The organism is uncultured Tateyamaria sp., assembly GCF_947503385.1.
Classification (GTDB): Bacteria; Pseudomonadota; Alphaproteobacteria; order Rhodobacterales; family Rhodobacteraceae; genus Tateyamaria.
Map to the genome: position 1 here is coordinate 246,993 of NZ_CANNDO010000005.1, position 20,549 is coordinate 267,541.

Consider the following 20,549-nt stretch of genomic DNA (forward strand, 5'->3'; position numbering starts at 1 on the left):
GCACTAGCCAAAGACGTAGGTGCCGGGTGCGGCTCCCAGAACACGTTTGGGAGCCTTGATCCTCTTCTGGGGGCTGCTGTGGTTTTGCAACCATGCGGTCCATTGTGGCCACCAAGACCCATCCTGTGCCGCATAAGTTTCGTACCATTTGGGCGCAGTCATGTGGCTGTCGCCTTCTGTCTTGTGGCCGACCCTGAAATGCCGCCCCTTATGCCCCGGCTCAGACAAAATCCCGCCATTGTGACCACCATTCGTCAGAACAAAGGTGACATCGGTATCGGTGAGCAAGGAGAGCCGGTACACCGATGTCCACGGCGAAACGTGATCCGTCTCGGTCGCAACGCAAAAAATGTCCGCCCGTATGTCGCTGAGGGCCACGGCGCGGCCATCCACCTTGAACCGACCCTTTGCCAGATCGTTCTGCAAAAACAGTTGGCGCAGGTATTCCGAGTGCATCCGCGCAGGCATCCGCGTGGCATCGGCATTCCAAGCCATCAGCGGATTGTCCGGCGTCCGTTCGCCCAAAAGGTAGTGCCGGATGACGCGGCTCCAGATCAGGTCGTTCGAGCGCAAAAGCTGGAAAGCGCCCGCCATCTGGTCCGCCTTCAGGTAACCGCGCGTCGCCATGATGTCTTCTAGAAAGGCGACTTGGCTTTCGTTGATAAACAGCCCCAGCTCACCCGGTTCGGAAAAATCCACCTGCGCCGCCAGCAGGCTCACACTGGCGATGCTGTCATCCCCGTCGCGCGCCATAGCAGCCGAAACAATCGACAAGAGCGTGCCGCCGAGGCAATAGCCCGCGACGTGCAGACGCGGGCGGCCCATGTCCTGCACCTGCTGGATCGCCGCACGCACGCCAAGGTCGATATAGTCCTGCATCGACCGTTCCGCGTCAGCCTCGTCGGGGTTCTTCCACGATAGAATGAAGACTTCAAAGCCTTGGTCCCGCAAGTAGGCGACAAGAGACCGCTGCGCCGTCAGGTCGAGAATGTAGAACTTCATAATCCATGCTGGCACGATCAGGATCGGTTCCGGGTGCACCGTCTCCGTTGTGGGTCGGTAGCGGATCAACTCCACCAGATCGTTGCGCATCACCACGTCGCCGGGTGTTGTCGCCAGATCTTTGCCGACAGTGTAGTGTCCCGAGCCGCGCGGCGCTTTGGCGAGCAGGCGGTTAAAGTCTTCCATCCAATAGCGCGCGCCGCGCACAAGGTTTTTGCCGCCTTCCTCCAACGTGCGTTTGTGCACCAGCGGATTGGTCGCTGCAAAGTTGGCGGGGGAAACCATATCAAGCCACTGACGGGTTGCGAAATTGACGATCTTGGCGTGTTTTGGGTCAACGCCGTGCACATCTGTCGTCGCCGCATCCCACCAGTTTTGCGCGGCAAGAAATCCCTGCGACACTACATTGTATGGAAACTGGTCCCATGCCGGGTCGGCAAATCGCGGGTCTGTCTGACTGTGCTGAGCCGTCCTGTCCAAAGCGAGTTTCGCCAGTTCCGCCTGTTTTTCCGGCGAACCGATCACATGGAGCCACCAGTCCAAGTAAGCCGTCGCGAGGGCGGCGGGGGAGAGACCGCCTGTCAACTGCCCCAAGGCCGCGTGCCACTGGGCATCGAGACCGCGTGAGGTTTTGGTGTCCTTACTCATAATGCCGCCCTTTCCACCAAGGAAACACCGGCAGAGATGTCATCGCTTGGATGGGTGACCACCTGTTCTGCGACCTCTAATCCACCAAGCACCTCAACCATGCGGTCGTTGCGCCGCCCAAGTGTCACGATCCGCTTTTCAGCGATCCCATCAACAGCGACGAAAACGGCCCAATCATCTCCGGACCGGAAGGTAGCACTCAATGGTACCTGTAGCGCATCTTCGGCCCGCCATTCGACGATCCGCAGAAAGACGGAAAACCCATCGCCCAGATTGGGCCAAGTGTCTGCGGGCGTCGTCAGCGTGAAATAGGCATCGACCCGCTGTTCCTCGATCCCCAATGCCGACACTTTGGTGCGCGCCTTTGGATCAATGCGGTCCAGCCGGGCCTCCAAAACGTCAGTGCCGCCCCAGCGTTCGACATAGGCCAGCTTTCCCGGGCTAAGCCGCACGGCGTCGTTTGACAGGATGTCGGCCACCAGTTCCAGCGCGGTTGGATCACCAATGCTGACCAGCGGCGTACCGATTGCGACGGGCCTTTCGCTGACCGCCTCAACCGAGAGGACAATGCCATCACTGGGCGCCCTTACCTCGATGCAGCAACCGTTGGCCGCTGTGGTTGCGTTCTCGGGTTGCAACAGAGTTGCGCGCGCGCGCTCGATTGCCCCGGCGGCCATTTCGATCCGGGCTTGTGCCGCCTCAATCGTGGCATTTGCGACGGCAAGACGTTGCGTGTCGTCTTCGAGGCGGGTGATTGATGCAACCCCACGCGCCACCAATGCCTGCGTCCGGTCAAACTGCGATTGGGCAAAGCGCGCAGTCTCCTCTGCCTGTTTCAAATCTGCTTCGGCGACGTGTTGCGCGGCCATGGCCTCTTGCAGCGCCGCTTCGGCCTGTAGCTGCGTCCGCGCGTCCAGCAACGCGGACGAAGCAGGCCTCACGACGGCAACCACCGTTTCGCCCGCGCGAACCACATCGCCTTCGGTCACCGGCGAACGCAGGGCGGTGCCCGAGATCGGTGACGCGACTTCAAAGAGATCGCGCACCTGACTTTGGCCGTCTGCATTGATCGTCACTTCCAGCGGGCCTCGGGTGACGGTGGCCAGATCAACTGGCACAGGATTTTCGCGAAAGCTGACATAAGACAGCCCCGCCACAAGGGTGACCCCAATTCCGATCAGGATAAGCGTACGAGGGGAATAGGACATAGGATCACTCCCTGGTTTTCATGACGGCAACCAGATCAAGCCCATCCAAGCGTCGCCGCACAATCATCGCAGAGACGAAAGCGGCGATCAGGACAACCAGACTGGCCATGGTGAAAGTCGCGGGCTTCAAAACCAGCGGAATAGCGTAAAGGTCGCTGGTGAACGCGTTGGTCATCAGCTGTGCAATCCATGCGCCGATAAGCCACCCAAAGGGTTGCGCAATGAGCGCAATCAGCATCATTTCCCCCAACAGAATGTAAGAAATCTCGCCCCGCCCGAAACCGAGGATGCGTAGACTGGCCAGTTCGCGCGCACGTTCCGACAACTGAATGCGGGCCGCGTTATACGTCACGCCGACTGTGATCAGCACGGCAATGCCGATGTAGATCGTGTTCATCACAACAATGTTCTGTTCGATCGTGTCCTGAAAGGACCGCCGGTTCTCGTTCATCTCGACAATGCCGGTGATCTCTGGCGTTTCCTTGATCGCAGCGTGCAGCGCCTCGGACTGGTTTTCGTCCAGCGTGACATTCACAGTCGATACGCGCGGGGCCTGACGGAACATCGCATTCATGGTCTCAAAGTCCATGTATGCCCCCAGCCCAAAGTGCAGTTCGACAAGCGCTGTGACCGGCAGGCTGAATGTCTCGCGCCGGCCGCTCAGGAATTCGACGTCGATGCTTTGGCCTGCTTTTACACCCAGATGCCCGGCCAGCCGTTCCGACAGAACGAGGCCACCGGGCGGGACATCCAGCAGGCGGTGATCGGCATCCAAAACGCGGCTCAGGTCATTGCCGGGGCGGCGGGATTCGACAGCGGTGCGTTTGCTCAGATGGCCGTGGCGCAGGATGGCGGCGTGGAACTGCTGGCTCTCGGCTTGCAGCACTCCGGGCAGATGGCGCACGTCTTCGACAGCGGCCTCTGGCACGTCGGTGGCAAAGAGCAGCATCGCGTCCTGCCGGTTTGTCTGATAGAACGCCAGATCGACAATTTCATCCAACGCATCGTTGATAAAGGTTGCCGCGATCACGGATGCCACGGCAAGGGCCAGGCCCAGTGACGTCAGAAAGCTGCGCAGGGGCCACCGCAACAGCGAACGCAATATCATCACCGTGGACTGCGTCAGCCGCATCCGTGCCATTGCCTCGTCTATGATGGACCGTTTGAACCGAGGTGGGGCAGGGGGCTGCATGGCGATGGCCGGGGCCAGCTTGGCAGCCTTGAGCGCGGCTTGCGTGGCGCCAAGGCTGGTGGTCAAGAGCCCGGCCAGACCCGCCGCCGCATAGACCCAGTGCGACACTCGGAAAATCACGTATGGAAAGTTGAAGAACTCCGCATATTGCGCCGCCGTGTCGCGCGCCAGCCACGTGCCCGCGATCCAGCCAATGCCAACACCCACGACGGCGATCAGACCGGCCAGCATCAGATAGTGCAAACAAATCTCGGTGTTGGAGTATCCGATGGCTTTCAAAAGCCCGATCTCGCTGCGTTCCAGCGCAATAATCCGGCCCATGACCATACTGACCAAAAAGGCCGATATGCCAAAGAAGATCGGCGGCAGGATCGCGGCCATGCCCCTGAGCTGGCTGATCTCGGCATCCAGAAACGCGTCTGATTGATGCGTGCTGCGGTCATAGGCCCCCAGCCCGCCATAGGGCTCCAGCAAGGTGTCGAGCGCGTCAATAACGGGGGCCGTCTGCACGCCTGCCGCCAGGGCAAGCGACACATCGTTGAAAGCGCCGGTCATGTCATAAGCAGCCGCAGCGGCGCGTTCGGGCATCCAGACGATGCCGAAGGCGGCATTGTCCGGCATCATCGCGCCCGGCCCGATCGTGTATATGAACTCGGGCGACAGTACCGTGCCCACAATCGTAAGTTCACGTTTCTGACCGCGCAGATTGGCGCTGAAGTGATCGCCTTCGACAAACCCGTTGGCCTCTGCAAAGGGGGCGTTCACGACAATTTCGTCAGTGCCGAGCGGATTGGGAAAGCGCCCGGAAACAAGCAACGGAACATTCAGCACGGGATCCGCGATTTCGGGATAGGACAAGATGTGGCCTACCGCTGTACGCGTGCGTCCGGGAATATCAAGAATGGCATCGCCGGAGATTCGCGCTTCGACGCTCAGCACACCGTCGATCTGTGCGATTTCCGACAGCAAGGACCGTGGCGCACGTTTCGTTACGGCGAAAACGTCGGCAAACCGGTTGCGTTCGTAATAGGCCGCGCGTGTTTCTGACAACGCGTCATACATGCCCACCGACGTCAGCAGGATCGCGACCCCGCACGCCAACACCAACGCAATCGCAATGGCCTGAATCCACAACCGCTTGAAATCGCGCAGCAGTTTCCGGTCAATCGCTTGCATACCGCTCACCACACAATCTCGGACGGGGCCAGACGTTTTTCATTTGTCCGGACTTCGCTGATTTTGCCGTCTTGGAAAAAAATCACGCGGTGTGCCATGCGCTGAATTTCCGCGTTGTGGGTGATCACCACTGTCGTCGTGCCAAAGCGTTCGTTGATATCGCGCAAGACCTCCAGCACCTGAACGCCGGTTGTGCTGTCCAAAGCGCCCGTCGGCTCATCGCAAAGCAGGATTTGCGGACGCTTTGCGATGGCGCGCGCAATGGCGACGCGCTGTTGTTCGCCGCCAGACATTTCGGACGGGAAATGGTCCATCCGCTTGGTCAACCCGACAAGGTCAAGCGCTTCTTCGGCGGGCATCGGATCGGGGGCAACATCGGTGACCAGTTGCACATTCTCGCGCGCGGTCAGGCTGGGCACCAGATTGTAAAACTGGAACACAAAGCCCACGTGGTCGCGGCGGTATCGTGTCAGCCCCCGGTCTGGCAGATTGGTCAATTCCGTGTCTGCAAACCACACCCGTCCTTCTGTCGCGTGATCCAGACCGCCAAGAATATTCAGCAGCGTTGATTTTCCGCTGCCTGACGGCCCGAGCAAGACAGTCAGTTCGCCCTTGTACAGTTCCAGATCGACACCCGCCAAAGCAAAGACTTTCACCTCACCGGTGTCGTAGACTTTGGTAATGCCTTCGGTTCTGAAAATGATGTCGGCCACATGTTTCTCCTGTGGCGACACACATAGATGAGGGCGCACAGTGGAGATTGATCAATCTCAATGCCGGGCGCGTGTTGCGCCGCGTTCTTTCCGTTCCGTCAGAATTGTTCGCTGATGAATGCGCGCGGCATCCCGGAACGGGGCAACAGAATACTTCGGGACGGATGGGCGTAGCCGCCCCATAGATCACGTGGCAAAGCTCTTTGACAAAGATCAATCACATCCAACAGCCTGAACGCTAAAACGGCCGTAACAAGGACGACGAAATGCTCAAAGATCTTACATGGCGGTACAAGTTCCCAGGTCTTGCGGGACTGTCACCGACGGTCTCTGACCTGCTCGACAAGCGTGCGGTTTCCGCGGTTTTGAAACAGGGTGCGGTGGTCTTTGGGCCGGGCAAACCGGCTGAAAACCTGTTGTTGCTCGTGTCGGGCACGGTGCGTGTGCAACAGCTTTCCGAAGCGGGCCGTGAAATTGTGCTGTACCGTGTGCACGCAGGTGAAAGTTGCGTGCTGACAACGGCCTGCCTCTTGGCGTTCGAAGACTATTCGGCAGAAGGCGTTGCCGAAACAAATGTCGAAGCGATCCTGATCCCACGTGACACATTTGACGAGTTGATGGCGGTGTCGAAAGAGTTCCGGGCTTTCGTCTTTGAGGCCTATTCGAAACGGATCACCGATCTTTTTATGGTGATAGAAGAAATTGCCTTCAAACGCATGGACATCCGCATCGCGGAAAAGCTGCTGGAACTTCAGGATGCGCAGAATGCGCTGCATTTGACGCATCAACAGATGGCCGTGGAACTGGGCACAGCGCGAGAGGTCATTTCAAGGCAACTGAAAGAGTTTGAGCGGCGGGGGTGGCTCACACTGAGCAGGGGCGTGATCGAATTGCGCGACGTTCCGGCCATCGAACGACTGGCCCAAGCGCCGTGATTGATTGGATGATGTGTGACTTGATCACAGACCAAACCGTCACCCGCTGAGACAAGGACACCAGAAACTCAAGAAAGGATACAGACATGTCTGCCAATCTCGGAAATCCCGACCGCCTGATAAGAGTGGTCATTGGGCTTGCTCTTTTCTTCCTGCCGCTGATGAACATGCCCGCCATCTGGTCCAGCGCCACCTTGGCCTTTGGGAGCATGGCGGTTGGTGTGATCCTTGTTCTTACCGCGCTTTTCCGGTTTTGCCCGCTTTATCGGATTGCCGGCATCTCAACCTGCAAGCTCTGAGCTATGGAGACCTCGTTCACTCCTCTGGCCTCTTTGGGTGGAGGCATTCTGATTGGCTGCGCTGCGGTCTGTTTGATGCTTTTGCGCGGCCGCATCATGGGGGCAACCGGTATTCTGTCGGGCGCGATATGGCCTGCCAGCCGATATGACTGGACATGGCGCGCCGCTATGTTGGCAGGGATGTTCGCGGGCCCTTGGATATACTTCGCACTGACAGGCGCCTTGCCTGAAATTGAGGTTCCGTCTGCAACACCGCTGCTGATCTTCGGCGGCCTTCTGGTGGGCGTTGGTGTTACCTTGGGCAGCGGATGCACCTCGGGACATGGTGTTTGCGGCATGGCGCGGCTTTCGCCCCGCTCGTTCGCCGCGACGGCAACCTTTATGCTGACCACTGGGCTGACCGTCTATGTGATCCGACACGTACTGGGAGGGTAAACCATGCGCACGTTTCTGACAGTCCTGACAGGCGCGCTCTTTGGCACTGGTATTGCCATGTCAGGCATGGCCAACCCCGCAAAAGTGATCAACTTTTTCGACGTTGCTGGCAGTTGGGACCCAAGCCTTGCATTTGTGATGGGCGGCGCAGTGATCGTGACGTTCATCGGTTATCGTTTGGTTCTGCGACGGCCCAAACCTGTGTTCGAGCCGACATTTGACATTCCGACAAACAGGACGCTCGATGCAAAGCTTCTGACCGGCGCTGCAACTTTTGGCGTTGGATGGGGCATTGCGGGTTTTTGTCCGGGCGGTGCGTTACCCGCTCTGGGCACGTTGGACAGCCGGGTCATGGTCTTCGTGGCGGCGCTGATCGCCGGTATGTTCGTCACACGTCTGTTGATGAATTGGGCCACGCCCCGCACGCAACCGGCTGAGTAGGCAACACGCTGCGTTGCTCTGCGGGCTTGTCACGGAGTTGGCGCAAGGGCCCGTGCCATTGTGCCATCCAGCATTGCGTCGCGGATGTCGCGACAGGGGCGGGCCGTTTCCAGACATGTACCTGGCATGATTGACCCTGATCAATGCGGCTGACCGCCTTTGGGGTAGAGGTGTCAAAACACTTGACCGAGGACATACCATGCCGGACCTGAAACACTTTGAGCGCCTGATCACAGACCGCCTGAAAGAGTTGGATATACGCCTTCATGAGGTGGATCATGAGTTGGGCGAACCGAAACCGGCGGACCTGAACGAACAGGCCATCGACATCGAAGATGATGAGGTGCTGGAAAGCCTTGGAGCAGCGGCACAAAAAGAGGTTGCGCTGCTCACCTTGGCCTTGAAGCGGATCAGCGACGGCACCTACGGGATCTGTGCAACTTGCGGCGAACCGATCTCGAACGCGCGTTTGGAAGCCGTGCCACACGCGCCACTGTGCAAGCGCTGTGCGCAAGCCAGCTAAGCGCAGCGCCGGACCGCCCCAGCCCGCCGCAATTGCATGATCGTTCGGGTTGCAACGCTCCGGGCGGCGACGGGCTGGCGAAGCGGATCACAAAGCGGCCAAGGTGCGAGGATCAATTATCGCGTGACCCCATGCAAAGTCAGAGGTTGGGGCTATTCCTGGATCGCCGCAAGATAGTCCAACAAGCCTTCGAAGTCCGCTTCGAGCACTTCCCCATCAGCGCCCCCATCGGGGTACACATGCCGCAGCCCGACACGTGCGAAATCGGGCATCGGCCCGGCCAGGTCGTTTTCCTCTGTCCGTCCGAGGACATATTGGCGCACGAATGACCTTGGAAAACTTCCGCCGTTGCGCGCGCTCAACCCCACCAGATCAGGTGGCGCAACGCCCAATCCCAACGATGCAGGCCCCGCGCCTTCACCAGCAGCGCCATGGCACTGCGCGCATTCTTTTGCATAAACGGCTTTCCCGCGCGCAACTGCATCTTCGGCAGCCCTATCGCTGGCGAGCGTCGCGGGTTCTGTGCACGCGGTGAGGAGGACCACACCAAAGCCGATAGCGACGTAGGTTCTGATTTTCATGGTCGCTGCTCCATGGTGCGGGCCTTCTTGGTCCATTGCATGAAGTCTTGGGGGTTCCGTTGATGAATATCAACTGTGCATCAGCGGCCACAGGCAGACGGACGCGCGTTCTGCCCGGCAGACTTGGCCTGGAAGCGGAGCGGCTTGGGCGCGTCAGTCAGTTGTTTGGCGCTGAAATGCGGACCGCATTGATACATCGCAACAGGACGCTGGGCAAAGGTCCTAAACTGGGGCCAATTCGTTTGATCTGTTGGGAAAAATAGATGTTGTCGCGCCGTACTTTGATCACTTTAGGCCTTTCCGCTGCGGCCCTTGGCGCAGTTGGGTACGCAACCTGGCCCACGATGGGCAGCTACACCGAAGAAGCCGCCCGCCAGCGGGCGCTGACCTCCGGCAACTCTGCGCGCGGTGATCTTTTGCGCATGGCGACCTTGGCCGCCAATGGGCACAACACGCAGCCGTGGATGTTCCGATTTGGCAAAGACAAGGTGAGCATCCTGCCTGATTTCACCCGTCGTACAGAGGTTGTTGACCCCGATGACCATCATCTGTTTGTCAGTTTGGGTTGCGCTGCGGAGAACCTGATCATCGCGGCGCAGCCCCTTGGCTGGCAGGCGACTGCCGTCACGAATGGCACGCAGATTGATGTGATGCTGGCCAGCGCCAAAGCGGCCAAAAGCGACTTGCGGCAAGCGATCCCTCTGCGACAGTCGACGCGCTCCGAATATGACGGTCAGCAGGTATCCGCATCGGACATTGCCCTGCTGAAATCCGCCGCGTCGCAAGAGGGTGTGTCTGTTTTGTTTTTCACCGATCGAGATGCGCGCGAGGACATTCTCGAGTTCGTGGTCGAGGGCAACAGCGCTCAGATGGATGATCCCGCCTTTGTACAGGAGTTGCGCAATTGGATCAGGTTCACGCCGGATCAAGCAATGCAAAACGGTGACGGCCTGTTTGCCGCCTGCTCGGGCAATCCCGTGGTGCCGGGCTGGATCGCTGAGCGCATGTTTGGGCTGATGTTCAAAAAGAGGACCGAGAACGACAAGTATCGCAATCATATACGGTCGTCTGCCGGGGTCGCGGTGTTCGTCGGCAACCGCGAAGATCCGGAGCACTGGATCAAGGTTGGGCAAAGCTTTCAAAGATTTGCGTTACAGGCGACGGTTCTGGGTATTCGAAACGCGCATATCAATCAGCCTATCGAAGTGCCGCGCCTGCGAGGCGAGTTTGCGCGCTGGCTCAAGATGCCGGACACGCGGCCCGATTTGATTGTCCGGTTTGGGCGGGCGCCAGCGCTTCCGATGTCACTGCGCCGACCGGTCGCGGATGTCACAGTCTGAGAGCAGTGCGACCGTTCGGCGGACACGCCTTGCTCATAAACCCAACCCAAGGCAACTGGTCGCACTAGCTTGCCCGCAATGCTTCAATCCGCCGGTTCACAGAGCCGATGAACAGTCGATATGCAAGCAGGCGGAGAAGTCCCGGACGGTTCTTGTAGAGCGCGCTCGCATAGTAATCGGCTGGCTCGTCCCAGACACCATGATTGTCTGTCACCGCTGCCATCTGCTCGAACGCTTCGGCGTCGATATTCAGATCAGCGGACGCTTGACCGTTGTTAAGCGCCAGCGAGAACCCGACGTTCCAACCGTGCCGCGCAAGCGCGCGCACCGCCGCTTGGTGCAGTGGCGTGTCGTTGATGAAACTGTCGATACGCCGCCATGTGCCGTCAATCTCCACCTCGATCCATGCATGAGAGATTTCCTTGGGGATGAGCCAATAGGGTATCCCAGTGAAGAACCCGCGCTGAATGTCCTTGCTGATGAGCGAGAAATGGATGCGCGCGCGTAGGCCACTTGCCCGGCACAGCGCGAGCAACAGCGTGGCCTTGGTGTTGCATTGACCGACACGGGTTTTGATCGTCTCGGATGCCGGAACAAGATCACCTTTTGTCGGGAAACCAAACGCGATGTCGTCGCGGACAAAGAGGAACAGGCGCCTCAACTTTTGCCGATCCGTTTTGGCGGACTGTGTTAAGCGGCTGGCTGTCGCTTGGACCAAGGGATGATCCGTATCGGCAAGTTCTTTTGGCATGTTCATTCTGTCCGGCTGGTGATCTTGCCACGTAAAATGCACCCTTCGCAGCGGCGTGAATTGAGCCGGATCAGTTTGCTCGTCAGGATGTTGTCGCACCTGCACATGCGGCACATGCCACTTCTGTGGGCTTGCAAGACATTTTGAACCTGCCTGTCCCACTGTTCTATCGCGGCCATGCTCCGGCCCGATGCGTGGGAAACCGGAAGTTTGCGTTCTGGCCCAAGTAGCACAAGGGTCAGAACGCCACCTGTCACGCCATCCAAAACGGGCGGTAAATGACAGGTCAGTTATGGCCGTCCGGTTTCGGCTATCTGTCTTTGCGACTTGGACAGTGCGTCCACCGAGACGGCCAGTTCACTCACAAACCTGCGGCTGTGGTTGCAAGGCTTTGATTGCGTGCGTCAACTCTTTGCTGCACCGCTGCGCAGGCCTGAAGGTTGCCATCCAAACACGCCGCATCGAGCTGTTTGCTGGCAGAAATCTCTGCGGGTGAATCGCAGGCGCTGAGCGCGAGCGCAGCGAGTATCAGGTATCTTTTCATCGGTATTCCTATTTTGTTTTTTGGATGCTTTGCGCCGTTTCCGTTTGCGCAGAAGCCAAGTGAGGTGCGCCGCACCCCGTTTCGGTTGCGTGTTCGTGAGTGTTGAGGTCGTTGGCTTATCCTGATCAGTCGTAACGGGTCAGGCGTGCCGGATTCAGGCTGCGCTGTCGTCCATACCGGCACGTTGAGACACCATTTTTCGAAAGCTCGATGGTGTTTCGCCGGTTAAGCGTTTGAACGCGTTGTAGAATGACGACCGTGCGTTAAAGCCGACATCATACGTGATTGTCAGCACGGATTTGTCGGTCGTTTCCAGCAGGGTCTTTGCCTCGGTCACGCGGTAGCCGTTTACAAAATCAAAGAAACTTTCCCCAATCTCTTCGTTCAGGGTCTGAGAGATGTAATTGGATGACGCACCGATGTGCCGCGCCAGCGCCCAAAGCGAAAGGTTGGGATCACGGTGCAGGTGGTCGACTTCCATTGCAGCACGAAGTTTGCGGCCCAGCCGTTGGGATGCCTCGGCACTCAGAGCAGATCGTTCATATTTGCCCGGTTTCTGTCCCGCGGTCGGCCCGGGTGGGAGTGGGCCGTCGGTCTGTGGCATCAATGGCGGGCGTTGCCGCAACCCCCACAGCACGGTTGCGGCCACAAGTGCGAAACCAACACCGCTCGCAACATTCACCAATGCTGGCGGTATCCCGGTTTGCCCAGCGTCTAGTGCAACGAAAAGGAGGACAGTCTGGGTCAGCCAGAACAGCACGCTCAGCCCGCCGATCACATAGATCCAGCGCAATTCGTGCTCTTGCGTGCTGGCATATACGTCACGCAGCTTGGGCCGAAACCGCAACAACCGGCGCAAGATCAGGTACAGATACACAGCGATCTGAGGATAGACGACAAGCTGGAGCAGGCCGAAACTGATCACGACGACCTGCGTCCACGCCGTATTCATTTCGCCTTCCGGTGATGTGAAAACCTCCCTGACCTCTGGTGGCGATGCCAAAACCACTGCGGCAACACACACCGCGAGACCGGGCAATACAAAGTGACGGACGGGTCGCGCCGGGCGTTGTCCTTCTTCGGATGTCAGTGTGAAGACGTAGAGCCAGAACAGCGGTGCCAGAAAGAAAGAGGTTGGCCATGTGCCTATGTCGATCATCAACCCAAAGGATGGTGGCGTCTCTTCGATCAGGCGCCTGAACGCATCCGGGCCATTGTTCACAGCCACGGCTGCAAGAAATGCGGAAAAACTGAGGCTTACCGAAGAATTCTTCGTCTGCATCAGGCAGAACACAGCACCAAATACCGCGATTGCAAAGGTGGCGGTGCTGGTCATTTCAACGATGATGACATCCATGCTGCAAACTCTCTCAAACATCCACAAGAGGCCAGTCCGCATTCCCTGCGGAGGCCTGAAAGACTGACACATCCAGCCCGACACGTCCGGTGGGCAATACCGTCAAATCTGAGGCCAGCCCGAAGGTGCTCAAAACCCGTCGATCCGTCATGTCCGTTCCCCTGAAACCAGTGGAGCACCAGGTGTCCGGCAAAGAAAACACAACGACAATTTCTCTGAGACGTCGCCCCGACGTGCAGGATTGGACAGATTGCGGCCAATTAGGGTCCGGCTCCGGTAGATGGGACGTTTGCATCATGTGAACCAGGTCAATGACCGCGCATTGCACAGACGTCCACGACATGGGGCGATGAACCTTTCACGCCATCAGGTTTTTGGGCTTCATCTGCGATGGTTTTCTTGAAATGTATCTTCGGGATTGATTGGACCGAAGGGGGCGTTCCATCATGCGTGTCGTTTTTTCAACCTATGGCTCCCTTGGGGATGTCTATCCGTTTTTGGCCATTGCCCAAGAACTCTGCAAACAGGGTGTGACCTGCGTTTTTATTACCAACGACAGCAATGTGGACGCTGTACAGAACGCCGGTTTCGAGGCGCATGGTGTGGTCACTGATGCGATTGTTTTGTTTGAAAGGGCAGGGTTGAAGGGCGAAGCCGCCATTGAGGCGACGCGGAAAAGCATTAGCCGCTTTTGGCGCATCGTGATGCCCGCGTTTTCCGGCAACCTCGACAAGGTTGAAGCGCTTGTCGGCAACGCGTCCGCAATTGTCGGGCCGCCTTGGGCCTTCAACGCGCAGTCCGTCGCCGAGAAAAAAGGTATCCCTTTTGTCGGAGCGCACTTGTGGCCCCTTGGATTGCTCAGCGCCTTTGATCCGCCAGTCCTGCGTGACATCCCCGGACTGATCCAAACGCCAGCATCAAAGCCTGCCATCATCTGGAACCGGCTGGTCATTCATTGTGCCAAGCAGGCCATGAAGCTCATGTTTGCCAAATACCTCAATCCGCCACGACAGGCCTATGGATTGGGAAAATTATCGCGCACGCCGGTGCTGGATTTTCAGCTGAAACCTGCACGTATTCTGGGCCTGTACTCAGCTGAATTTGCGCCGCGCCCCCCGGATATCCCCGAAGCGGTAGACCTGACCGGCTTTCCCATAATTGACGACCCTGTCCGAACGTCCGATCCAGAATTGGACGCTTTCATGGAAGGCGAACCAATTGTCTTTACGCTCGGAAGCATCCTGTCGGAAAATCCGGGCGAGTTTTATGAAAATTCGGTCGCAGCGGTGCAGAGTTTGGGCCTAAAGGCGCTTGTCTTGACCAAGGAGCCGCATCTTGTTTCCAAGTCAGAGGGCATTTTGGTCCGCGGGTACGTGCCGCATTCTGCGGTGTTTCCCCGCGCGCGCATCATTGTGCATCACGGTGGCATCGGCACGACGGCACAGGCACTGATCGCAGGCAAACCGCAGATGGTTGTGCCACATTTTGGTGATCAGCCCGACAATGCCGCCCGCCTTGAAAGGCTCGGGGTGGCGCGCATCTTGGCTTCAAACGTATATTCGCCCGCAAGCGCGGCAACCGTGCTGTCGGGCATCCTGTCGTCTGAACCAATGATGACACGCGCCGCTTTCCTGCGGTCACGTATCAAGGGCGAGGCAGGTGCCGCGCGCGCAGCACAGATCATATACGGCTTGATCCGCAATGGCTAAGCAAGGCTGCCGGTCCATCCAACCCAGAGGGAGGCGGTAAACGGATCAGCCACCCCAGCGACACATGGCATTGCGCAGTGTGTGCCGGCGTTGATCCCACAGAACCGGAGGTCCGCTTGCCTTTCGCAAACATGCTTACGGTTTTGCGCGCGCAGCACCGGTGTCAAGTACCGCATGTCAGGGCAAAGGCGGCCGCCACCGGCACGCATCTGGTGAGGATAGGGCGGTGTTGCGATACGCAAAAGGTGGTCGCGATACGCTCTTGCCACCGCATTGCTCCACTATCCGACGATCCGGATTTTGCCCGTCATATGTGGATGAAACACGCAGAAATACGTGGATTCCATACCTTCCGTCACTTGTATCTCTCCGGCTTCGTGCTGCTCCAGCGTTCCGGTGTCCCACCCTAACATGTCCGCGGTTGCCGTGTGCGGTGCAAGATCGGTGTTCGTCCACCGAAGGACGTCGCCGATGCGCGCGTGCACCAGCGCGGGCACAAAAGAAAAGGAACTGATCCCGATGTCATGGGTCTTTGGCGTACGTGCCTCGAGTGACAGTGGGATAGGAGCGACCGCAGTTGCGGTCGCACCCATCAAAACGCGTCGGCGCGTGAGGCGAATGGCCATTACTGGAGCGCCTTGACCATCATCTCGGCGTGGTGTTCGTGCGCCTTGAAAATCTGGAGACCCTCAATAAACAATGCCCGGACCTCTTCGTTGTCGATGTTGGGTATCATCGTGTCCTCGACCAGTTGGTTCACGGCCTGATGGTAGGCAAGTTCGTTGGCGGCATAGGCCGCGTCGAACGCCGTGCCGCGCAATTTGACGAAGGACTCAACGATCTCTTCGGCATTTGCGTTGAGGGTCTGGCTCACGGCATTGTCCTGCGCTGATGCACCGAGTTTCGCAAGCAATGCCAGCGCCGCGTCGTTGACCGCCGTATGGTCGCGGATCATGGTGTTGGCGAACGCGTGGATATCGGGATTGTTCGACAAGGCCAGCGCCAAATGGGCATAGCGAATGTCAATGTTGTCAGCGGTGTACGCGATGTGAGCGTATTCCAGATCGCTCATGTCAGCGACGTCCTGCGCTGATGCCTGAACGCCTGTCATCGCGACCAAAACTGCAACAGTGGAAAGCAACTTTTTCATCTTTGGAACTCCTTTGGGGTTTCGACCTCGTTTGAGTAACCCGGAATTTTGTTGCGTTTGAATGCGCGTGCGTTCCAAATCCCGTGCAGATCGTTCAGACCTCTGTACAGTGTCGCAAGGGACCGTATGATCCGACAATGCTTGATCTTCTCAGCGATATCCTGACCAACCTGTCCATGCGTGGTACGATCTACTTTCGGACGTCCTTCACGAAACCGTGGGGTGTTGCCGTTCCGCGCTATGAAAACGTCGCGCGGTTTCACTTTGCGCATCGCGGCAATTGCCTCGTGCGCGTCGATGGTCTTGAGACACCGATTGATCTGGCGCAGGGTGATCTTGTGATCATTCCTCATGGCGCGCCACACGCGCTGTTCTGCGGGCATGATCCCGAACGAACAATCATGCCACTGGATACGGTTCTGGAGACGTCTGGCTTCGACGGATCGGGCGTTCTGGTTTATGGCGGCGAAGATACGCAAAGCGAAACCCAACTGATCTGTGGGCATTTCTCGTTTGATCCACAGGCGCGCCACATCCTGATGGAGCGTCTGCCGCCCTGCATTCATCTCAAGAACTATGGCGAAAGCGCGGGCCGGTGGATGGAGGCCACGCTGCGGATGATCGGAGAGGAAGCAGGCGGGCAACGGATGGGCGGCGATCTGATCGCTCTGAAAATGTCTGAAACAATTCTTGCGCAGGCCATTCGGACCTTTATCGAAGGAAACGACGCGTCGGCATGGGGTCTTGGCGCCTTTGCCGACAAGAACCTCAGCCGTGCTCTGGATGCCTTTCACAAGGCCCCGGCAAACAGTTGGACCGTGGAAACGCTTGCACAAGTTGCAGGCATGTCCAGAACCAGTTTTGCCGTTCAGTTCCAGAAAGCGATGGGCATCACACCGATTGATTACGTCACCAAGTGGCGCATGGAGATTGCGAAAAAAATCCTCGTGACACCTGGGTCGTCCTTGACCGATGCCGCAGAAAGCGCGGGATATGCGTCTGACTCGGCCTTTGCCCGCACGTTCAAGAAGGAAACGGCGATGTCTCCGGCCGAGTATCGAAAGCAGCAGCTAACCGGAAGTTCACAAGTCTGAACGATCTGCACGGAACTGCGGACGTTCGCGCATGTTCTAGCCGGAGTTGGGCGATTAGTTTTGTCTTATCACCGCTGTACACAGCCTCGGATCGAAAGGACAAAACACCATGTTTCCCCGTTTCATCACCAAGACAATTCACGCCTATCTCGACTACCCTGTCGCGTTTGGTCTTGTTGCCATGCCGTTTCTGTTTGGCCTTGGCGCTGACAACGCGATCGCGTTCTGGCTCTCTATTGTGACCGGCGGAGCGGCCTTTGTGCTTACCATTTTGACGGACCATCACCTCGGCGTCATTCGTGTTTTGCCGTATGCGCTTCATCTGGCCGTTGATGGTCTTGTGGGGGTCGCGTTTGTGGCTGCTCCGGTTGTGTTCGGCTTTGTCGGTCTCGACTTCTGGTACTACATGATCTTGGGTTTTACCGTTCTGGCTGTTGTTGGCCTGCACCAGCCCGAAGATCGGCAGGCGACTGCCTGAATCGGCGCAAGGGGCAGTGGGCGGTAAAAACACGCCGCCCACCGCCTACGGCCAGGCAGGTGTCCCACGTGTGATCTGCCGCTTTGGCAGATGCCGGACACTCGTCACGTGTACCTGCCGTCCATTGAGGGTCTTGATCGGTTTTGTGGTTCGACTGGTCGCAAGGTGGTCACAAGCCGTGAAAAACAATCGTGCGTGGTGGGGGCGTGCCCATGAGTCTCGCGCATCAAGCTGCTCGATCCTTCTGCCTGTACGGGCGTGACGATCAGGCGCCGTTCGTGCCGCAGTCCGATGGCATTCAACTGCGGTACGACCCTTAAATCGCTCCAGCAACAGTGGCGCATGTGACGACGTGAGCCTTTCGCGGCCAACGTGGATCGCCGGAGTGCCCGCAAGCCAACGCCATACGATGCGCGAGCCGAGGCATCTGCCAGGCAAAGCAAAGCTGCGTGCCGAGCCTCCATCGTTTCCGGATCAGGTGTGCAATGGGTGCATCATTCAGTGGCGCGCGCATCGCAAACTCATTTTCCAAAGGATGGTTACGCTCACTGTAAAATATTAATTGTACGTATGTATAAAAAATGTAAACGTTAAGACAAGGCGAGTCGAAACGAGGTTGGGAGGCTTCGGATACATGTCACCGATGTTCTCAATCGACTGTCTCATCACTTGCGAAAACCACTTGGGCGAAGGGCCCGTCTGGGATTGCGAAACCGGAATGCTGTACTGGGTCGACAGCACCGGTCCGCGCGTCGGCAAGGACGCAATCTGGCGCTTTGATCCTGCATCGGGCGCAGTGACGTCATGGCCGCTGTCCAAGGATGTGGGCGCAATGGCGTTGCGGCAGAAGGGCGGCGCAGTTTTGGCCCTGTCGGACGGGTTTTATGCCTTTGACTTTGACACAGGTGCGGTCGACCTGATCGCTGGTGTCGATGATGATCCAACGCGCGCGCGGCTTAATGACGGCAAATGTGACCGGATGGGCCGCTTTTTCGCGGGTGGGATGGATGACAAGGAAGAGCTTGGCATTTGCGGTCTATGGCGTTTGGACCCCGACCTGAGCCTGCACAAGATCGAAGACGGCATCATCTGTTCGAACGGCCCCTGCTGGAGCCCGGATGATCGTACTTTTTACTTCGCCGATACATTCAAGAACGAAATCTGGGCCTACGACTATGATCTTGCGACAGGCACGCCTGACAATAAACGCGTCTTTGCCTCAACCGCCAAAGATGCGGGCTTTGCCGATGGGTCCACCGTCGATGATGAAGGGTTTTTGTGGAACGCGCAGGTCATCTCGGGGGATCTCATCCGCTATGCGCCGGACGGCAGTGTAGATCGCAAAATTTCTATGCCGGTGCGCAACATCACGTCGGTGATGTTTGGCGGGCCGGACCTCACAGATATCTACGTCACGTCCATGGCGCGGGTCAGTCATCCCGCGGCCCATGACGGTTTTGCGAAACAGTCCAAACCACAATTCGGCGCAGGGAGCCTGTTCCGCATTCGCGGACTGGGGATCAAAGGTGTGCCTGAACCGCGGTTTGCCGGTTAATCGAGGAGGGGAGACCAATGAAACCATCGGCCTTTGAATACGAATGTCCCACAGACCTGAACGCCGTTCTGGGATTTCTGGGGGAGGGGACGGACACGCGGATTTTGGCAGGCGGACAGAGCTTGGTTCCGATGATGAACTACAGGCTGGTCGCGCCTGAACGCCTGATCGACATCAACCGCGTGCATGGCCTTGACTATGTGCGCGAAGAAGACGGCCAAATCGCGATCGGGGCTCTGGCCCGTCATGGTGACATCAAGGCCTCGGCGCTGATCATTACACATCTGCCCATCATGGCAGAGGCGTATGGATGGATAGCCCATGCGGCGGTGCGCAACCGAGGCACGCTGTGCGGCAATCTCTGCCATGCCGATCCGGCCTCGGAAATGCCAGCGCTGATGCAGGTGTTGGGGGCGACGATGGTGGTTTCGAAATCCGCCGGATCACGCCATGTCCCGGCGAGTGAATTTTTTCTTGGCACCTACGAGACGGTTGTGGGGGCGGACGAGATGCTGACCGAAGTCAGAATTCCCATTCCCGAGGCAGGCACGGGTTGGGCATTCCAAGAGGTTGCAATGCGCAAAGGTGACTATGCCTGGTGCACCGTCGCCGCGACGTTGCGCGTCACAGAGGGGCGCATCACCGCCCCGCGTATCGCGGTCGCGGGATTGGCCGACCACGCGTACCGACTTGAGGCGCAGGAAGCGGAGCTGGACGGTGCGGCGCCGGGTGCGGACGTGTTTCAGACGGTCGCCCATGCCGCTGCCGAGGCCGCCGATCCACCCGATACAGAGCAGATCAGCGCGGATTACCGCCGCGATCTTTTGCGGACTTTGTTGCCACGGGTGCTGCGCGCCGCAGTGGGCCGGGCGGGCCACTAGATGGAGGGGAAAATGATGAAAACGGCAATCAGTTTTACCGTGAACGGGCGCACGCGCGAGGCGTTTGTGCCGCCCCGCATGTTGCTTTCGGATTTCATCCGCCATGAGTTGGAGTTGCCCGGCACCCATGTCGGCTGCGAGCATGGTGTTTGCGGATCCTGCAATGTGATCGTGGATGGCAAGGCGGTCCGCTCTTGTCTAATGTTCGCGGTGCAGGCCGATGGGTCGGACATCACCACGGTCGAAGGCTACAGCACGGATGCCGGGCTGCATCCCATCCAACAGGCGTTTTGGGAAGAACATGGCCTGCAATGCGGGTTTTGCACGCCCGGAATGCTGGCCGCAGCCAAAGAGCTTTTGGCGGCAAACCCGGACCCCAGCGACGAGGATATCCGCGAGGCGATCTCGGGCAATCTGTGCCGGTGTACGGGGTATGAATTCATCATCAACGCGATCCGCTCTGCCGGTAAGGCGATGCGCGAGGCGGACATCCAAAACACGCTTCAGCCGGTCTGAAGTCCGCAGGGGGAAACCATC

General features: G+C 58.3%; 21 protein-coding genes. 12 read left to right on the forward strand and 9 right to left on the reverse strand.

Annotation, left to right across the window (positions count from 1 at the left end; all coding sequences use genetic code 11):
* Positions 1–3: 3 nt before the first annotated feature.
* The 4 genes from Q1A85_RS17070 to Q1A85_RS17085 are packed head-to-tail and all read right to left on the reverse strand — an operon-like array spanning position 4 to position 5,939.
* A complete protein-coding gene (locus Q1A85_RS17070) occupies positions 4–1,650 on the reverse strand; it encodes an alpha/beta fold hydrolase (RefSeq protein ID WP_299692158.1) in 1,647 nt (548 codons plus the stop codon).
* Entirely contained in the window at positions 1,647–2,858 is a 1,212-nt protein-coding gene (locus tag Q1A85_RS17075; RefSeq protein ID WP_299692161.1) for an HlyD family efflux transporter periplasmic adaptor subunit, read from the reverse strand. The genes Q1A85_RS17070 and Q1A85_RS17075 overlap by 4 nt, the downstream gene beginning before the upstream one ends.
* 4 nt (positions 2,859–2,862) lie before the next feature.
* Positions 2,863–5,226, reverse strand: a complete 2,364-nt coding sequence (locus tag Q1A85_RS17080; protein ID WP_299692302.1) for an FtsX-like permease family protein — start codon at positions 5,224–5,226, stop codon at positions 2,863–2,865.
* A 5-nt stretch (positions 5,227–5,231) separates the two neighbouring features.
* Positions 5,232–5,939: an ABC transporter ATP-binding protein gene (locus Q1A85_RS17085; protein WP_299692164.1), complete on the reverse strand. Its 708-nt coding sequence runs from the start codon at positions 5,937–5,939 to the stop codon at positions 5,232–5,234.
* A gap of 266 nt (positions 5,940–6,205) precedes the next feature.
* On the opposite strand from Q1A85_RS17085, the gene Q1A85_RS17090 reads away from it, so the two are divergent.
* The 5 genes from Q1A85_RS17090 to Q1A85_RS17110 all read left to right on the forward strand — a co-directional run bounded on the left by Q1A85_RS17090 (position 6,206) and on the right by Q1A85_RS17110 (position 8,572).
* A complete protein-coding gene (locus tag Q1A85_RS17090) occupies positions 6,206–6,874 on the forward strand; it encodes a Crp/Fnr family transcriptional regulator (protein WP_299692167.1) in 669 nt (222 codons plus the stop codon).
* Positions 6,875–6,960: 86 nt separating this feature from the next.
* Positions 6,961–7,173: a DUF2892 domain-containing protein gene (locus tag Q1A85_RS17095; RefSeq protein WP_299692170.1), complete on the forward strand. Its 213-nt coding sequence runs from the start codon at positions 6,961–6,963 to the stop codon at positions 7,171–7,173.
* Between the two features lie 3 nt (positions 7,174–7,176).
* The gene (locus tag Q1A85_RS17100; protein WP_299692173.1) at positions 7,177–7,608 is read left to right on the forward strand and encodes a YeeE/YedE thiosulfate transporter family protein; all 432 of its coding nucleotides are present in this window, start codon (positions 7,177–7,179) and stop codon (positions 7,606–7,608) included.
* Between the two features lie 3 nt (positions 7,609–7,611).
* On the forward strand, positions 7,612–8,049 hold the full coding sequence (locus tag Q1A85_RS17105; RefSeq protein WP_299692176.1) for a DUF6691 family protein: 438 nt from the start codon (positions 7,612–7,614) through the stop codon (positions 8,047–8,049).
* 199 nt (positions 8,050–8,248) lie between these two features.
* A complete protein-coding gene (locus tag Q1A85_RS17110) occupies positions 8,249–8,572 on the forward strand; it encodes a TraR/DksA family transcriptional regulator (protein WP_299692179.1) in 324 nt (107 codons plus the stop codon).
* Positions 8,573–8,724: 152 nt separating this feature from the next.
* Here the strand turns inward: Q1A85_RS17110 and Q1A85_RS17115 are convergent, their stop codons facing one another.
* Positions 8,725–9,153 carry a c-type cytochrome gene (locus tag Q1A85_RS17115; protein WP_299692182.1) on the reverse strand — a complete coding sequence of 143 codons (429 nt, stop codon included), beginning with the start codon at positions 9,151–9,153 and terminating at the stop codon, positions 8,725–8,727.
* 344 nt (positions 9,154–9,497) lie between these two features.
* Here Q1A85_RS17115 and Q1A85_RS17120 point away from each other — a divergent pair, with 344 nt between their 5' ends.
* The gene (locus Q1A85_RS17120; protein ID WP_299692185.1) at positions 9,498–10,493 is read left to right on the forward strand and encodes a Tat pathway signal protein; all 996 of its coding nucleotides are present in this window, start codon (positions 9,498–9,500) and stop codon (positions 10,491–10,493) included.
* 64 nt (positions 10,494–10,557) lie between these two features.
* Here Q1A85_RS17120 and Q1A85_RS17125 read toward each other — a convergent pair whose 3' ends face one another.
* Positions 10,558–11,244, reverse strand: a complete 687-nt coding sequence (locus Q1A85_RS17125; protein ID WP_299692188.1) for a transglutaminase-like domain-containing protein — start codon at positions 11,242–11,244, stop codon at positions 10,558–10,560.
* 698 nt (positions 11,245–11,942) lie between these two features.
* A complete protein-coding gene (locus tag Q1A85_RS17130) occupies positions 11,943–13,145 on the reverse strand; it encodes an AraC family transcriptional regulator (RefSeq protein WP_299692191.1) in 1,203 nt (400 codons plus the stop codon).
* 446 nt (positions 13,146–13,591) lie between these two features.
* On the opposite strand from Q1A85_RS17130, the gene Q1A85_RS17135 reads away from it, so the two are divergent.
* Positions 13,592–14,854, forward strand: a complete 1,263-nt coding sequence (locus tag Q1A85_RS17135) for a glycosyltransferase (RefSeq protein WP_299692194.1) — start codon at positions 13,592–13,594, stop codon at positions 14,852–14,854.
* A 281-nt stretch (positions 14,855–15,135) separates the two neighbouring features.
* Here the strand turns inward: Q1A85_RS17135 and Q1A85_RS17140 are convergent, their stop codons facing one another.
* Both Q1A85_RS17140 and Q1A85_RS17145 read right to left on the reverse strand, forming a co-directional pair.
* Positions 15,136–15,480 carry a copper-binding protein gene (locus Q1A85_RS17140; RefSeq protein ID WP_299692197.1) on the reverse strand — a complete coding sequence of 115 codons (345 nt, stop codon included), beginning with the start codon at positions 15,478–15,480 and terminating at the stop codon, positions 15,136–15,138.
* Complete coding sequence (locus Q1A85_RS17145; RefSeq protein ID WP_299692200.1) at positions 15,480–16,004, reverse strand: DUF4142 domain-containing protein; 525 nt, start codon at positions 16,002–16,004, stop codon at positions 15,480–15,482. Before Q1A85_RS17145 ends, Q1A85_RS17140 begins: the two co-directional genes overlap by 1 nt.
* Positions 16,005–16,141: 137 nt before the next feature.
* Here Q1A85_RS17145 and Q1A85_RS17150 point away from each other — a divergent pair, with 137 nt between their 5' ends.
* The 5 genes from Q1A85_RS17150 to Q1A85_RS17170 all read left to right on the forward strand — a co-directional run bounded on the left by Q1A85_RS17150 (position 16,142) and on the right by Q1A85_RS17170 (position 20,528).
* Positions 16,142–17,098: an AraC family transcriptional regulator gene (locus Q1A85_RS17150; protein ID WP_299692203.1), complete on the forward strand. Its 957-nt coding sequence runs from the start codon at positions 16,142–16,144 to the stop codon at positions 17,096–17,098.
* A 109-nt stretch (positions 17,099–17,207) separates the two neighbouring features.
* Entirely contained in the window at positions 17,208–17,576 is a 369-nt protein-coding gene (locus Q1A85_RS17155; protein ID WP_299692206.1) for a hypothetical protein, read from the forward strand.
* Positions 17,577–18,210: 634 nt separating this feature from the next.
* On the forward strand, positions 18,211–19,131 hold the full coding sequence (locus tag Q1A85_RS17160) for an SMP-30/gluconolactonase/LRE family protein (protein ID WP_299692208.1): 921 nt from the start codon (positions 18,211–18,213) through the stop codon (positions 19,129–19,131).
* Between the two features lie 17 nt (positions 19,132–19,148).
* Entirely contained in the window at positions 19,149–20,012 is an 864-nt protein-coding gene (locus Q1A85_RS17165) for a xanthine dehydrogenase family protein subunit M (RefSeq protein ID WP_299692211.1), read from the forward strand.
* A 12-nt stretch (positions 20,013–20,024) separates the two neighbouring features.
* Positions 20,025–20,528: a (2Fe-2S)-binding protein gene (locus Q1A85_RS17170; RefSeq protein ID WP_299692214.1), complete on the forward strand. Its 504-nt coding sequence runs from the start codon at positions 20,025–20,027 to the stop codon at positions 20,526–20,528.
* The last annotated feature ends 21 nt before the right edge of the window (positions 20,529–20,549 follow it).